The sequence below is a fragment of the Pseudomonas sp. M1 genome (assembly GCF_022760135.1).
In the GTDB taxonomy this organism is placed as follows: Bacteria; Pseudomonadota; Gammaproteobacteria; order Pseudomonadales; family Pseudomonadaceae; genus Pseudomonas; species Pseudomonas citronellolis.
Window position 1 is genome coordinate 1934722 of sequence record NZ_CP094343.1, and the last position, 15363, is coordinate 1950084.

At 67.1% G+C, this 15363-nt stretch carries 12 protein-coding genes; 7 read left to right on the top strand and 5 right to left on the bottom strand.

Going from position 1 to position 15363, the window contains the following annotated elements:
- Positions 1 to 9: 9 nt before the first annotated feature.
- Positions 10 to 963: a GlxA family transcriptional regulator gene (locus PM1_RS08865; RefSeq protein ID WP_009623582.1), complete on the top strand. Its 954-nt coding sequence runs from the start codon at positions 10 to 12 to the stop codon at positions 961 to 963.
- A gap of 223 nt (positions 964 to 1186) precedes the next feature.
- Here the strand turns inward: PM1_RS08865 and aceK are convergent, their stop codons facing one another.
- From aceK to cysK, 3 genes are all read right to left on the bottom strand, one after another.
- Positions 1187 to 2911 carry a bifunctional isocitrate dehydrogenase kinase/phosphatase gene (gene aceK / locus PM1_RS08870; protein WP_009623580.1) on the bottom strand — a complete coding sequence of 575 codons (1725 nt, stop codon included), beginning with the start codon at positions 2909 to 2911 and terminating at the stop codon, positions 1187 to 1189.
- 133 nt (positions 2912 to 3044) lie between these two features.
- Entirely contained in the window at positions 3045 to 4142 is a 1098-nt protein-coding gene (locus tag PM1_RS08875; RefSeq protein ID WP_009623578.1) for a polyamine ABC transporter substrate-binding protein, read from the bottom strand.
- A gap of 174 nt (positions 4143 to 4316) precedes the next feature.
- Positions 4317 to 5291 (bottom strand): cysteine synthase A, encoded by a 975-nt coding sequence (gene cysK / locus PM1_RS08880; protein WP_009623576.1) that lies wholly within the window; start codon positions 5289 to 5291, stop codon positions 4317 to 4319.
- Between the two features lie 284 nt (positions 5292 to 5575).
- Between cysK and PM1_RS08885 the strand changes: the two genes are divergently transcribed.
- The 3 genes from PM1_RS08885 to PM1_RS08895 all read left to right on the top strand — a co-directional run bounded on the left by PM1_RS08885 (position 5576) and on the right by PM1_RS08895 (position 8952).
- Positions 5576 to 6421, top strand: coding sequence for an AAA family ATPase (locus PM1_RS08885; protein ID WP_009623574.1), 846 nt, complete (start codon positions 5576 to 5578; stop codon positions 6419 to 6421).
- A 170-nt stretch (positions 6422 to 6591) separates the two neighbouring features.
- Positions 6592 to 7773 carry a vWA domain-containing protein gene (locus PM1_RS08890; protein ID WP_009623572.1) on the top strand — a complete coding sequence of 394 codons (1182 nt, stop codon included), beginning with the start codon at positions 6592 to 6594 and terminating at the stop codon, positions 7771 to 7773.
- Between the two features lie 159 nt (positions 7774 to 7932).
- Positions 7933 to 8952 (top strand): AraC family transcriptional regulator, encoded by a 1020-nt coding sequence (locus PM1_RS08895; protein ID WP_009623570.1) that lies wholly within the window; start codon positions 7933 to 7935, stop codon positions 8950 to 8952.
- A gap of 384 nt (positions 8953 to 9336) precedes the next feature.
- Here PM1_RS08895 and PM1_RS08900 read toward each other — a convergent pair whose 3' ends face one another.
- Positions 9337 to 10380 carry a class I SAM-dependent methyltransferase gene (locus tag PM1_RS08900; protein WP_009623563.1) on the bottom strand — a complete coding sequence of 348 codons (1044 nt, stop codon included), beginning with the start codon at positions 10378 to 10380 and terminating at the stop codon, positions 9337 to 9339.
- A gap of 242 nt (positions 10381 to 10622) precedes the next feature.
- Positions 10623 to 11324 (bottom strand): DNA-binding transcriptional regulator CsiR, encoded by a 702-nt coding sequence (gene csiR, locus PM1_RS08905; RefSeq protein ID WP_024128569.1) that lies wholly within the window; start codon positions 11322 to 11324, stop codon positions 10623 to 10625.
- 193 nt (positions 11325 to 11517) lie between these two features.
- Here csiR and glaH point away from each other — a divergent pair, with 193 nt between their 5' ends.
- The 3 genes from glaH (at position 11518) to gabD (ending at position 15362) form a co-directional block, all read left to right on the top strand.
- Positions 11518 to 12495 (top strand): glutarate dioxygenase GlaH, encoded by a 978-nt coding sequence (gene glaH, locus PM1_RS08910; protein WP_009623561.1) that lies wholly within the window; start codon positions 11518 to 11520, stop codon positions 12493 to 12495.
- A gap of 121 nt (positions 12496 to 12616) precedes the next feature.
- Complete coding sequence (gene lhgO / locus PM1_RS08915) at positions 12617 to 13882, top strand: L-2-hydroxyglutarate oxidase (RefSeq protein WP_009623560.1); 1266 nt, start codon at positions 12617 to 12619, stop codon at positions 13880 to 13882.
- A gap of 31 nt (positions 13883 to 13913) precedes the next feature.
- A complete protein-coding gene (gene gabD, locus PM1_RS08920) occupies positions 13914 to 15362 on the top strand; it encodes an NADP-dependent succinate-semialdehyde dehydrogenase (protein ID WP_009623559.1) in 1449 nt (482 codons plus the stop codon).
- The last annotated feature ends 1 nt before the right edge of the window (position 15363 follow it).

The following is a 15363-nucleotide window of genomic DNA, read 5'->3' on the forward strand; positions in this document are numbered from 1 at the left end:
ATGATGCCCATGGAAACCCATCGCGTGGCCGTGGTGGCCTTCGACCAGATCAGCCCCTTCCACCTCTCGGTGCCCTGCCTGGTGTTTGGCGAGGGCGACCCGGGAGGGACGCGCACGCGCTTCGAATTGCAGGTCTGCGCCGCCGAGCCGGGGCCGCTGAACACCACGGCCGGCTTCGCCATCGATACGCGCCACGGCCTGGAGGCGCTGGAAACCGCCGATACCCTGATAGTGCCGAGCTGGCGCGAGCCGGCGGAACGCCCGCCGCAGGCCCTGCTCGACGCCCTGGTGGCCGCGCATGCGCGCGGCGCGCAACTGGTGGGCTTGTGCCTGGGCGCCTTCGTCCTGGCCGAGGCCGGTCTGTTGGACGGCCGCCGGGCCACCACCCACTGGCTGTGGGCGGACTATTTCACCCAGCGTTATCCCCAGGTGCGGGTGGAGCCGGACGTGCTCTACGTCGACGATGGCCCGATCCTCACCTCCGCCGGCACCGTGGCCGGCATCGACTGCTGCCTGCACCTGCTGCGCCAGCGCTGCGGCGCCGGCCTGAGCAACCAGCAGGCCCGCCGCCTGGTGGTGGCGCCGCACCGCCAGGGCGGCCAGGCCCAGTTCATCGAACAGCCGCTGCCGGCCACGGCGCGGGACAACCGCCTCTCCGGCCTGCTCGACTGGGTACGCGAACGCCTCGACCAGCCCCACGACCTGGACAGCCTGGCCGAACGCGCGCTGATGAGCCGGCGCAGCTTCAGCCGCCACTTCCGCCAGCTCACCGGCAGCACCCTGGGCGACTGGCTGCGCGGCGAACGCCTGGCCCTGGCGCAACGGCTGCTGGAGTCCACCGAACAGCCTATTCCGGAGGTGGCGGCGCTGGCGGGGTTCGGCTCGGTGGCTTCGTTGCGGCAGCATTTCAGCGCGGCGCTGGGGGTGTCGCCGAGTGCCTATCGGCAGGCGTTTCGGGGGTGAACGGATTTTTTTGTAGGAGCGAGCTTGCTCGCGAACAGTGGTTACCGGTGGCTGCGGTGTTGGGGGGTAAGAGCGCCCTCTCCCCAACCCTCTCCCTGAAGGGAGAGGGGGCTGTTCGGAGGGGGTGGGGAGTTTGGAGTTATCCTGAGACGCCCATCTCCCCCTCATCATTCCCGCGAATGCGGGAACCCAGTGACTGCGGGGTTCGCGAGCAAGCTCGCTCCTACTCCTCCAACACCCTCTCCGGCAACTCATTACGCCGATAGGGGAACACGTCTATCACCTTGCCCGCCCGTATCTGCGCCTGCAGCCCCTTCCAGTAATCCGCGTCATAGAGATCGCCATGCAACTTGGCGAACAACCGACGCAGCTTCAGGTCGACGAACAGGAAGCGCGGAAACTCCTCGGGAAACACATCCATCGGCCCCACCGAATACCAGGGCTCGGAAGACATCTCGTCCTCCTCGTAGCGCGGCGGCGGGATGTGGCGGAAGTTCACCTCGGTGAGGTAGCTGATCTCATCGTAGTCATAGAACACCACGCGGCCGTGGCGGGTGACGCCGAAGTTCTTCAGCAGCATGTCGCCGGGGAAGATGTTCGCCGCTGCCAGTTGCTTGATGGCCAGGCCGTAGTCGTACAGCGCCTCGTGCACCTGGGCCTCGGTGGCGTGCTCCAGGTAGAGGTTCAGCGGGGTCATGCGGCGCTCGGTCCAGCAGTGGCGGATCAGCACCACGTCGCCTTCCATCACCACCGTGGAAGGCGCCACCTGCAGCAGTTCGGCCAGGCACTCGGGCTCGAACTTGGCCACCGGGAAGCGGAAGTCGGCGAACTGCTGGGTGTCGGCCAGGCGGCCGACGCGGTCGTGGTTCTTCACCAGTTGGTACTTCTGCACCACGGTGGCGTGGTCCACGGTCTTGGCCGGGTTGAAGTTGTCCTTGATGATCTTGAACACGGTGTTGAAGCCGGGCAGGGTGAATACGCTCATCACCATGCCGCGCACGCCGGGGGCCATGACGAAGCGGTCGTCGGTGCTCGCCAGGTGGTTGATCAGGGCGCGGTAGAACTCGCTCTTGCCCTGCTTGTAGAAGCCGATGGAGGTGTACAGCTCGGCGATGTGCTTGCCCGGCAGCAGGCGCTTGAGGAAGGCCACCAGCTCCGCCGGCACCGGCACGTCGACCATGAAGTAGGAGCGGGTGAAGGAGAAGATGATCGACACCTCCGCCTCGTCGGTGATCACGGTGTCGAAGCGGATGCCGCGGCCCTCGCGGTGGATCAGCGGGAACACCAGCGGCCACTGCTCGTCGGGGGTGAACAGGCGGCCCACCAGGTAGGCGCCCTTGTTGCGGTAGAACACCGAGCCGATCAGCTCCAGGGCCAGCTCCGGGTCCTTGCACACCCAGTCCGGCAGGTTGCTGTGCAGCAGGGCGTCCAGGCGCGCCAGGTCGCCTTCGGCGTCTTCGTAGGGCACCTGGAAGCGGTAGTCGGCGAAGATCTGCTGCAGCGCCTGGCGCAGGTTGCCCCGGGGCCGGTAGAGGCGGGTGTGCGGGTCGCGCGCGTGGGGCCGCAGCGACGGCCGCGTGGTGTGCACGAACATGGTGCCGTCGCTGATGTTGTCGTGGCTGAACAGGCCGCAGAAGATCGAGTTGAACCAGGTTTCCGCCAGTTCGTCGTCGTTGCGCGGGTCGATCAGGACGATGTAGGCGCTCTTGATCAGCGGCCAGCGCTCCACGTCCAGCAGCTCCGCGGGGCTGAAGCGGCTGCCGACCCGCGCCACCGTCTCGGCGACCTTCTCCTCGTAGAGGTCGATGCGCTCGGCCGAGGTCCGCTGGATCTCCTGCCACTGCGCCTGCTCGAAGCGCGCCTGGGCGCCATCGGTGATCTGCTTGAAGCGCTCGCGGTAGACGTCGAAGCCGTCGAGGATGGTCTGCGCGATCTGGGCATGGCTCATGGGGCGCATCTCGTTCATGGATGTGCAGCGAGCTTAGCCAGACTCCGGGGGCGGCGAAAGCGACATGGCCGACCGGCCGGTCAGGAAGCGGGGGCGTCACCGCCCCCGTTCGTTCAGTACGTCGTGCGGAGGCTTACTTGCCGGTCTTGACGTTGGTCCAGATGCGCGTGCGCAAGCGGTCGATCTTCATCGGCATGGATTGCAGGGCGAACAGCTTGGCCATCTTGTCCTGCGGCGGGTAGATCGCCGGGTCGGCCTTGATCGCCGCGTCCACCAGCGGTTCGGCGGCCAGGTTGCCGTTGGCGTAGTGCACGTAGTTGCTGATGCCGGCCATCACGTCCGGGCGCAGCAGGTAGTTCATGAAGGCGTAGGCGGCCTTCTCGTCGGGCGCGTCGGCCGGCATGGCGACCATGTCGAACCACAGCGGCGAGCCTTCCCTGGGCGTGGAATAGTGGATCTCGATGCCGTTCTTGGCTTCCTTGGCGCGGGTGGCGGCCTGCAGGATGTCGCCGGAGAAGCCGACGGCCACGCAGATGTTGCCGTTGGCCAGGTCGCTGACGTACTTCGAGGAGTGGAAGTAGGCGATGTAGGGGCGCACCTTCATCAGCGCCTCTTCGGCCTTCTTGTAGTCCTCGGCCTTCTGGCTGTGGTGCGGCAGGCCCAGGTAGTTCAGGGCGATGGGCAGCAGCTCGGGGCCGTTGTCCAGCACGGCGACGCCGCACTTGGCCAGCTTCTGCATGTACTCGGGCTTGAAGAACAGGTCCCAGGAATCGACCGGTGCGTCCGTACCCAGCACTTCCCTGACCTTGGCCGGGTTGTAGCCGATGCCGGTGGTGCCCCACAGGTAGGGGAAGCCGTACTGGTTGCCCGGGTCGTTGACCTCCAGGGCCTTCATCAGCACCGGGTTGAGGTTCTTCCAGTTGGGCAGCTGGCTCTTGTCCAGCTTCTTCAGGGCGCCGGCCTGGATCTGCTTGGCCATGAAGTGGTTGGACGGCACCACGATGTCGTAGCCGGACTTGCCGGTCATCAGCTTGCCGTCCAGCGTCTCGTTGCTGTCGTAGACGTCGTAGGTGGTCTGGATGCCGGTTTCCTTGCTGAAGTTGGCGACGGTGTCGGGGGCGATGTAGTCGGACCAGTTGTAGATCTTCAGGGACTCGGCCTGGGCGCCGGCGGCGACGCCCAGGGTGAGGGAAAGCGCTAGGGCACTGGACAGCGGTGCGGTCGTTTTCATTGTTGTTTCCTGACGGCAAACGGTAGTGGCGCGGCCGGGGTGGGGCCGCGGCTGCTCAAGGAATAACCGGATTGCCGGAGGATTTGGAGGGGGCGCGGTTGCCCGCGGGTCCGCAGACAGTGGCAAAGGGCCGCCGCGCGGGGCGCCGCCCCGCAGTGGGGCGGCGCGGGGGGCTTACTGCACCATTTCCTGCTCGTCGAACACGCCTTCGAAGAGCATGCTCGACAGGTAGCGCTCGGCCGAGTCGGGGAGGATGACCACGATGGTCTTGCCCTGCATGGCCGGCTCCTCGGCCAGGCGCACGGCGGCGGCCATGGCGGCGCCGCAGGAGATGCCGCAGAGGATGCCTTCCTCGTGCATCAGGCGCTGGGCCATGCTGCGGGCCTCGTCGTCGCCGACCAGCTCGACGCGGTCGACCATGGCCAGGTCGAGGTTCTTCGGCACGAAGCCGGCGCCGATGCCCTGGATCTTGTGCGGCGAGGGCTTGACCTCTTCGCCGGCGAGGGTCTGGCTGATCACCGGCGAGCTGGTCGGCTCCACGGCCACCGAGAGGATCGGCTTGCCCTTGGTGTTCTTGATGAAGCGCGACACGCCGGTGAGGGTGCCGCCGGTGCCGACGCCGGCCACCAGCACGTCCACCGCGCCGTCGGTGTCGTTCCAGATTTCCGGGCCGGTGGTCTTCTCGTGGATCGCCGGGTTGGCCGGGTTGTCGAACTGCGCCGGCATGAAGTACTGGGCCGGATCGCTGGCCACCAGCTCCTCGGCCTTGGCGATGGCGCCCTTCATGCCCTTGGCCGGTTCGGTGAGGACCAGCTCGGCGCCGAGGGCCTTGAGCACCTTGCGCCGTTCCAGGCTCATCGACGAAGGCATGGTCAGCACCAGCTTGTAGCCGCGCGCGGCGGCGACGAAGGCCAGGCCGATGCCGGTGTTGCCGGAGGTCGGCTCGACGATGGTCATGCCCGGCTTCAGGCGGCCGCTGGACTCGGCATCCCAGATCATGTTGGCGCCGATGCGGCACTTCACCGAGTAGCCGGGGTTGCGGCCCTCGATCTTGGCCAGGATGGTGACGCCGCGCGGGGCCAGGCGGTTGATCTGGACCAGCGGCGTGTTGCCGATGGACTGCGCGTTGTCTGCGAAGATGCGGCTCATGATGGGTGTCCTTGTGGATCGATGCTGACCCACCAGCCTATTCCCCGGCGCCCTGGCCGTAAAGCCGCGAAACCGTCGGAAAGGTCGGCTCCAGGCCGGCGGCCCCGGTGAGAGGGTGGTACGCGCCGGTAGCCTTCGACGAATGGATGAATGGCCGTGCATTCAGTGACTGAATGCCATGCCTGCGTTCACAGTCGACGGAGCTGCGCGGTATAGTCGCAGTCTGTCTCCCAGTTCCTGCAGCCCGGGCAGCGGCCCGGCCGATACCGTTCGAGGATTCCCCGATGAAGTTCGAAGGCACCCAGTCCTACGTCGCCACCGACGACCTCAAGCTGGCGGTCAACGCCTCCATCACCCTGCAGCGCCCGCTGCTGGTGAAGGGCGAGCCGGGCACCGGCAAGACCATGCTCGCCGAGCAGCTGGCCGAAGCCTTCGGCGCCAAGCTGATCACCTGGCACATCAAGTCCACCACCAAGGCCCACCAGGGCCTCTACGAATACGACGCGGTGAGCCGCCTGCGCGACTCGCAGCTGGGCGTGGACAAGGTCCACGACGTGCGCAACTACATCAAGAAGGGCAAGCTCTGGGAGGCCTTCGAGGCCGACGAGCGCGTCATCCTGCTGATCGACGAGATCGACAAGGCCGACATCGAGTTCCCCAACGACCTGCTGCAGGAACTCGACAAGATGGAGTTCTACGTCTACGAGACCAACGAGACCATCAAGGCCAGGCAGCGGCCGATCATCATCATCACCTCGAACAACGAGAAGGAACTGCCGGACGCCTTCCTGCGCCGCTGCTTCTTCCACTACATCGCCTTCCCCGACCGCGAGACGCTGCAGAAGATCGTCGACGTGCACTACCCGGGCATCAAGGCCTCGCTGGTCAGCGAGGCGCTGGACATCTTCTTCGACGTGCGCAAGGTGCCGGGCCTGAAGAAGAAGCCCTCCACCAGCGAGCTGGTCGACTGGCTGAAGCTGCTGATGGCCGACGACATCGGCGAGGCGGTGCTGCGCGAGCGCGACCCGACCAAGGCCATCCCGCCGCTGGCCGGCGCCCTGGTGAAGAACGAGCAGGACGTGCAGCTGCTCGAGCGCCTGGCTTTCATGAGCCGCCGCGCTTCACGCTGAAAAATCGCCCCAGGGACGGCTGCGCGTCGGCCATGCTGCGTTGGGGGCAGGCGAGGAATGCTCATTTACAGTCGTAAACTCCGCTTCCTCGCCTGTCCCCGCCTTGCCTGGCTCTAGCTCGCCGCCCCTGGAACGATTTTGGGTGTCAACGAATACACGAGGGTGCAGCCATGCTGCTCAACCTGTTCAACGAAATGCGCGCGGCCAAGGTGCCGGTGTCGGTGCGCGAGCTGCTGGACCTGATCAACGCGCTCCAGCAGCGCGTGGTGTTCGCCGACATGGACGAGTTCTACTACCTCGCCCGCACCATCATGGTGAAGGACGAGCGCCATTTCGATAAGTTCGACCGGGCCTTCGGCGCCTACTTCAAGGGCCTGGAGAAGCTCGACGACCACCTCAAGGCGCTGATTCCCGAGGAGTGGCTGCGCAAGGAGTTCGAGCGCCTGCTGACCGACGAGGAGCGCGCGCAGATCCAGTCCCTGGGCGGCCTGGACAAGCTCATCGAGGAGTTCAAGAAACGCCTGGAAGAGCAGAAGGAACGCCACGCCGGCGGCAACAAGTGGATCGGCACCGGCGGCACCAGCCCGTTCGGCTCCGGCGGCTTCAACCCCGAGGGCATCCGCGTGGGCGATGCCGGCAAGCGCCAGGGCAAGGCGGCCAAGGTGTGGGACCAGCGCGAGTACAAGAACCTCGACGACCAGGTCGAGCTGGGCACGCGCAACATCAAGATCGCCCTGCGCCGCCTGCGCAAGTTCGCCCGCGAAGGCGCGGCGGAAGAGCTGGACATCGACGGCACCATCGACCACACGGCCAAGGACGCCGGGCTGCTCAACATCCAGATGCGCCCGGAGCGGCGCAACACCGTGAAGCTCCTGCTGCTGCTGGACATCGGCGGTTCCATGGACGCCCACGTGAAGGTCTGCGAGGAGCTGTTCTCGGCCTGCAAGACCGAGTTCAAGCACCTGGAATACTTCTACTTCCACAACTTCATCTACGAGTCGGTGTGGAAGAACAACCTGCGCCGCACCAGCGAACGCACCGCCACCTTCGACCTGCTGCACAAGTACGGGCCGGACTACAAGGTAGTGTTCGTCGGCGACGCGGCCATGGCGCCCTACGAGATCACCCAGGCCGGCGGCAGCGTCGAGCACTGGAACGAGGAAGCCGGCTACGTGTGGATGCAGCGCTTCATGGAGAAGTACAAGAAGCTCATCTGGATCAACCCGTACCCGAAGGACACCTGGAACTACACCGCCTCCACCAACCTGGTGCGCGAACTGGTGAAGGACCAGATGTACCCGCTGACCCTGCGCGGGCTGGAAGAGGGGATGCGCTTCCTTTCGCGCGGGTGAGCCCGCTCTGCGCCAACCATCGCGCTCCCCTGTAGGAGCGCGCCCTGCGCGCGAATCGCGGGCAGGGCCCGCTCCTGCAATTGCCGCCTTTGCCTTGCCAAATCCCATGCCCGCGACGGTAACATCGCGGGCACGGCGCAGCGCACCGATGGGCAAGACATGACCGGAACCAGTTTTTCCCGCAACACCTGGCTCAACTCCCTGCACATGACCACCCTGACGGTTTCCCTGCTGGAAGCCGAAGGCCATGAGCGCGACGGCATCCTCGAAGGCAGCGGCATCACCGCCGCCGACCTGGTGGACCTGCGCCGCCTGGTCAGCCCCTGGCAGGAGCAGCAGGTGTTCGCCAACGCCGAGCGCCTGGCCGCCGAGCCCGCCCTGGGCCTGCGCCTGGGCCTGCGCACGCGGATTTCCGCCTACGGCCTGCTGGGCTATGCGCTGCTTTCGGCGCCGACCCTCGGCGAGGCGCTGCGCATCGGCCTGAGCTACCCGGTGCTGCTGGGCACCTACTTCCACCTGTCGCTGCAGGTCGAAGGCGAGGTGGCCTGGCTGGTGGCCATCGGCTACAGCGAGGACGAGGCCCTGCGGCCGTTCAACACCGAACTGTGCCTGGGCTCGATGAAGGTCACCTGCGGCGACCTGCTGGGCCAGCCGCTGGAGCTGCTGTGCGCGGAGTTCGACTATGCCGGCCCGCCCGAGCGCGAGGCCGCCTACGCCGAAGGCTTCGCCTGCGGCCTGCGCTTCGGCGCCACGCGCAGCGCCTTCGGCTTCCCCGCCGCCTGGCTGGAACGCCGCCTGCCGCTGGCCGACCCGGTGACGCACCGCGAGATGCTCGAACAGTGCCGCCGGCAGAACGTCGACCTGGCCGCCCGCCGCGCCTGGCTGGACAAGGTCCGCGGCATCCTCGGCGAGCGCCTGCAGGCGCCGCCGGGCCTGGAGGAACTGGCGCGGCGCCTGAACTGCTCCTCGCGCAGCCTGCGCCGTCACCTGCAGCAACAGCAGACCAGCTACCAGCAACTGCTCGACGAACTGCGCTTCGCCCGCGCCAAGGAACTGCTGCAGGGCGGCGACATGCCCATCTACCGCATCGCCGAGGAGCTCGGCTTCAGCGAAACCGCCAGCCTGCGCCACGCCTTCCAGCGCTGGAGCGGCCAGCCGCCGAGCCATTTCCGCGCCTGAAACCCGTAGGGAGCATAACGCCTACGGCGTTATCCGCCGTTTGACCTTGGTTACCGGCTCGCTCGGTGTCGAGCTTGGCGTGGGTCACGCATTCCCCCGGATCGACCGAGGCAGGGTCGATGAGAAAGGTGAGGCGGCGGATAACCGCGAACGGTTATACGCCCTACGCAGCCCCACCCGCGCCATTCCCATGGGAGCGCGCCCTGCGCGCGAATCGCGGGCAGGGCCCGCTCCTACAGGAGGCACGGTGCCGAGAATGGCGTAGGAGCGGATCTTATCCGCGAATCGCGCCGGTGCGTCCGGCTATCGCGGACAAGGTCCGCTCCTACGACCGTGCTACCTGAAACTGTAGGAACTCCGTCCGCGATTATCCGCACCTACCGCTCAGGGCCGCGCCTCCAGGATCAGGTTGAACGGCGTCTCCGCCGCCCGGCGGAAGCGGGTGAACCCGGCTTCCTCGAACACCGCGCGCAGCCGCGCCTCGCCCGCCTGGGCGCCCAGGCCCAGCCCCACTTCCTGGGACAGCGAGTTGGGCGTGCAGATGAAGGTCGAGGCGGCGTAGAACAGCTTGCCGATGGGCGTCAGGTTGTCCTCCAGGCGGTCGCCGGCGTAGGGCTCCACCAGCAGCACCGTGCCGTCCGGCGCCAGGTGGCGCAAGGCGTGGCGGGCGGCGCCCACCGGGTCGCCCATGTCGTGCAGGCAGTCGAAGTAGCAGATCAGGTCGTATTCGCCCAGGTAGTCCTTGGCGCTGGCCTGGGAGAAGGCCACGCGGTCTTCGACGCCGGCCTCGCGGGCGCGCTGGCTGGCGGTTTCCACCGAGGGCGCGTGGTAGTCGAAGCCGGCGAAGCGCGAGGCCGGGAAGGCCTGGGCCATGATCACCGTGGAAGCGCCGTGGCCGCAGCCGATGTCGGCCACCCGCGCGCCGTTCTGCAGCTTGGCCACCACGTCGTCCAGCGCCGGCAGCCACTCGTCCACCAAGTGCGCGCGGTAGCCGGGGCGGAAGAAACGCTCGGTGCCGCGGAACAGGCAGGGGTGGTGGTCGCCCCAGGGCAGGGCGCCGTCGCCGCGCATGGCGGCCAGCAGCTTGTCCTTGTCCTGGTACAGCGCGGCCAGCACGCCGGCGCCGCCGGCCACGTACACCGGCGAATCCTCGATGGCCAGGGCCATGGCCTGTTCCTCGGGCAGGCGGAAGTTGCCGCCTTCGTGCTCCAGGTAGCCGGCGGCGGCCTGGGCGCTGAGCCATTCGCGCAGCAGCCGCGGGTTGCAGCCGGTGCGCTCGGCCAGGGCCTGCGGGCTTACCGGCTGGTTGTCGGCCATGGCCCGGTACAGGCCCAGTTCGTCGCCGAGGATGACGTTCGCCAGCATGGCCGCGCCGCCCATGTCGGCGACCAGACGGCCCATGAAGTCGTTGAGTTTGGCTTCGTCCATGGCAACTCCTCCGCTGTCGGGCGCCCGTGCGGCGGCGGGGGCTCCGGGTGGATGGCGGGAGGTGCCGGTTCTCCATACGCGCGGCGAACAGCGGGGCAGGGCAGGCGCCGGCCCGGGACGGGCGCGTGCCGGCAGCCGCGGTTCGCGCGTCATTGCCGGCCCGGGGCGGGCGGCCCCTCGGCGGGGCGTCGTTTCAGTCTAGCGCTGCGGCCGCGGCGGGTGGCGCCGGCCGACGCCCGGCGTCAGCGGGCGGAATCGCCCAGGCCGCCGTTGCGCATGATCTGCGCGATGATCGGCACCGGCGTCATCAGGTGGTTGCGCATCATCTCGCTGGCCTTGGCGGCATCCCGGGCGAGGATCGCCTCCACCAGCGCGGCGTGCTCCTGGCGCTTGAGCTCCAGGGCCTGCTCGGAGAACACCGTGTGCGTCAGCCACAGGTGGCGGTAGCGCTCGGCCTGGTCGAACAGGTAGGTGCGCGCCTGCAGCAGGTGCTTGGAGCCGCAGCCCTGGGCGATGGCGGTGTGGAAGGCCTTGTGCCGCTCATCCCAGACGTCCAGGCGCTGCTCGCGGGTCTTCACCTCCACCACCTTGGCCAGGGTGTGCGAGTGCGCCAGCACCTGCGCCTCCCAGGCGTCGTCGCCGCGCTGGATGGCCAGGCCGACGATCATCGCTTCCAGGTTGGCGCGGGCATCGTAGATGTCCTGCATCTCTTCCAGCGACATGGGCGCCACGCGGTAGCCCTTCTGGCTGATGGCCACCACCAGGTGCTCCGCCACCAGTTGCGACAGGGCCTCGCGCAGCGGGCCCACGCCCAGGTCGTAGCGCTCCTTCAGGGTGCTCATCAGCAGCTTTTCGCCGGGTTTGAAGACGCCGCGGATGATGTCCTTCTTGAGCCACTCGTAACCGCTGACGGCCGAGTTCTGACGGGGGGCGATCGCTTCCAAATCCAGCTCCTGTGGGGATTTGCGCTGGATCATACCCAAATGTCGTATGGACGAAAAACAATAGACAGGACGCCTATTTGTCGTCGAAAAATAAAAATGTAGACATTTTTATTTTGTGGCGATATTTTTCTCCTGCCCGCCTGATCCAGGTCATTGCCGGACGGCGCCACCCCATCATTGCCAGGACACCGCCATGAACGCCTTCACCTCCATCCAGGACCTCGCCATGCCCCTGCCGCTGGAGACCCGCGGCTACTCGGTAGCGCCCTCGGCGCAGTCGCCGCGCCTGCTGGAACTGACCTTCGCCCGTGAAACCGTGCAGGCCTTCGTCGAGGCGGTGGCGCAGTGGCCGGTGCAGGCCCTGGAGTACAAGTCGTTCCTGCGCTTCCGTGTCGCCCAGATCCTCGACGAGCTGTGCGAAGGCACCCTGCGCCCGGTGCTGCTGAACACCATCCTCGACCGCGCCACCGGCGGCATGCTGGTCAAGCCCGAGGGCCTGGACGACGTGGCCCAGGCCGAGGACATGGTCAAGTTCTCCACCGCCATCGCGCACCTGATCGGCCGTTCCAACTACGACGCCATGAGCGGCCAGTTCTACGCCCGCTTCGTGGTGGTCAACAGCGACAACTCCGACAGCTACCTGCGCCAGCCGCACCGCGTGATGGAGCTGCACAACGACGGCACCTTCGTCAATCAGATCACCGACTACGTGCTGATGATGAAGATCGAAGAGAAGAACATGGAGGGCGGCAACTCGCTGCTGCTGCACCTGGACGACTGGAACGAGCTGGACGAGTTCTACCGCCACCCGCTGGCCCGCCGCGAAATGCGCTGGACCGCGCCGCCGAGCAAGAAGGTCAGCGAGGACGTGTTCCACGCGGTGTTCGACTGCGACGCCGAAGGCCGCCCGACCATGCGCTACATCGACCAGTTCGTGCAGCCGAAGGACTTCGAGGAAGGCATCTGGCTGAACGCCTTGTCCGACTCCCTGGAGACCAGCCCGGCCAAGCTCTCGGTGCCGGTGCCCCAGGGCTGCTTCGTGCTGATCAACAACCTGTTCTGGCTGCACGGCCGCGACCGCTTCACCCCGCACGAGGGCCTGCGCCGCGAGCTGATGCGCCAACGCGGCTACATCGCCTACCAGAAACCGCTGTACCAGCGCGGCCAGTAATCCCCAACGCGTCACCCTTTCCACAGGGGAGGGCCGGCTGGCGAAGCGTCCGCGCACGACCTCCGCCGCCGGCTCCTCCTGTGGAGTTTTTTCAGCTGAGCCAGTGCGCGAGGTAATGGCTGTGTACGATTTCATCATCATCGGCGGCGGCATCGTCGGCATGTCCACCGCGATGCAACTCACCCAGGTCTACCCGGACGCGAAGATCCTCCTGCTGGAGAAGGAAGCCGGCCCGGCGCGCCACCAGACCGGGCACAACAGCGGCGTGATCCATGCCGGCGTCTACTACACCCCCGGCAGCCTCAAGGCGAAGTTCTGCCTGGCCGGCAACAAGGCCACCAAGGCCTTCTGCGACAAGCACGGCATCCGCTACGACGAATGCGGCAAGCTGCTGGTGGCCACCAACGAGCTGGAGATGGAGCGCATGCGGGCGCTCTGGGAACGCACCGCGGCCAACGGCCTGGAGCGCCATTGGCTGAGCGCCGGCGAGCTGCGCGAACGCGAGCCGAACATCGTCGGCATGGGCGGCATCTTCGTGCCCTCCAGCGGCATCGTCAGCTACGCCGAAGTCACCGCCGCCATGGGCCGCGAGTTCCAGGCCGCCGGTGGCGAGATCCGCTACAACGCCGAGGTGACGACGCTGGACGAACGCGCCGAGGAAGTGGTGGTGCGCACCACCGACAACGAGTTCCGCGGCCGCTACCTGGTCACCTGCTCGGGCCTGATGGCCGACCGCATCGTGCGCATGCTGGGCCTGGAGCCGCAGTTCATCATCTGCCCGTTCCGCGGCGAGTACTACCTGCTGCCCAAGCAGCACAACCAGATCGTCAACCACCTGATCTACCCGATCCCCGACCCGTCCATGCCGTTCCTCGGCGTGCACCTGACGCGGATGATCGACGGCACCGTCACCGTCGGCCCCAACGCGGTGCTGGCGATGAAGCGCGAGGGTTACCGCAAGACCGACGTCAGCCTTTCCGACCTGTTCGAGACGCTGACTTCGCCGGGCATCCTCAAGGTGCTGGCGAAGAACCTGCGCCCCGGCCTGATCGAGATGAAGAACTCGCTGTTCAAGGGCGGCTACCTCAAGGAAGTGCAGAAGTACTGCCCGAGCATCGTCAAGAGCGACCTCACCGAGTACCCGGCCGGCGTGCGCGCCCAGGCCGTGTCGCGCGACGGCAAGCTGATCGACGACTTCCTCTTCGTCAACACCAGGCGCAGCGTCAACGTCTGCAACGCGCCGTCGCCGGCCGCCACCTCGGCCATTCCGATCGGCGCCTACATCGTCGAGAAGGTCCGCGAACAGGTCGCCGCCCAAGGCGGCAACTTCGCCAAGGCCGCCACCCCGGACACCACCCTGGACAGCAACCTGCGGGCCGCCGGCTGAGCCGCCCGCCACCTATAACGAGGAAGAACGCGTGCAACTCAAAGACTCCAGCCTGTTCCGCCAGCAGGCCTACATCGACGGTGCCTGGGTGGATGCCGACAACGGCCAGACCCTCAAGGTCAACAACCCGGCCAGCAACGAAATCATCGGCAGCGTGCCGAAGATGGGCGCCGCCGAGACCCGCCGCGCCATCGAGGCTGCCGACCGCGCCCTGCCGGCCTGGCGCGCGCTGACCGCCAAGGAGCGCGCCAACAAGCTGCGCCGCTGGTTCGAACTGATGATCGAGAACCAGGACGACCTGGCCCGCCTGATGACCCTCGAACAGGGCAAGCCACTGACCGAGGCGAAGGGCGAGATCGCCTACGCCGCCTCCTTCCTCGAGTGGTTCGGCGAAGAGGCCAAGCGCGTCTACGGCGACATGATCCCCGGCCACCAGCCGGACAAGCGCCTGATGGTGATCAAGCAGCCCATCGGCGTCACCGCCGCCATCACCCCGTGGAACTTCCCCTCGGCGATGATCACCCGTAAAGCCGGCCCGGCCCTGGCCGCCGGCTGCACCATGGTGCTCAAGCCCGCTTCGCAGACGCCGTATTCCGCCCTGGCCCTGGCCGAACTGGCCGAGCGCGCCGGCATTCCGAAAGGCGTGTTCAGCGTGGTCACCGGCAGCGCCGGCGAAGTCGGCGGCGAGCTGACCAGCAACCCGATCGTGCGCAAGCTGACCTTCACCGGTTCCACCGAAATCGGCCGCCAGCTGATGGCCGAGTGCGCCAAGGACATCAAGAAGGTCTCCCTGGAGCTGGGCGGCAACGCGCCCTTCATCGTCTTCGACGACGCCGACCTGGATGCCGCCGTGGACGGCGCGCTGGTCTCCAAGTACCGCAACAACGGCCAGACCTGCGTCTGCGCCAACCGCCTGTACATCCAGGACGGCGTGTACGACGCCTTCGTCAAGAAGCTCAAGGCCGCCGTGGCCAAGCTGAACATCGGCAACGGCCTGGAGCAGGGCATCACCACCGGCCCGCTGATCGACGCCAAGGCCGTGGCCAAGGTCGAGGAGCACATCGCCGACGCCGTGGGCAAGGGCGCCAAGGTCGTCGCCGGCGGCAAGCCGCACGCCCTGGGCGGCACCTTCTTCGAGCCGACCATCCTGGTCGACGTGCCGAACGACGCCGCCGTGGCCAAGGAAGAGACCTTCGGCCCGCTGGCGCCGCTGTTCCGCTTCAAGGACGAGGCCGAGGTGATCGCCATGTCCAACGACACCGAGTTCGGCCTGGCCGCCTACTTCTACGCCCGCGACCTGGGCCGCGTGTTCCGCGTCGGCGAGGCGCTGGAGTACGGCATCGTCGGCATCAACACCGGGATCATTTCCAACGAAGTCGCCCCCTTCGGCGGCATCAAGGCCTCGGGCCTGGGCCGCGAAGGCTCCAGGTACGGCATCGAGGACTACCTGGAAATCAAATACCTGTGCATCGGCGTGTAAC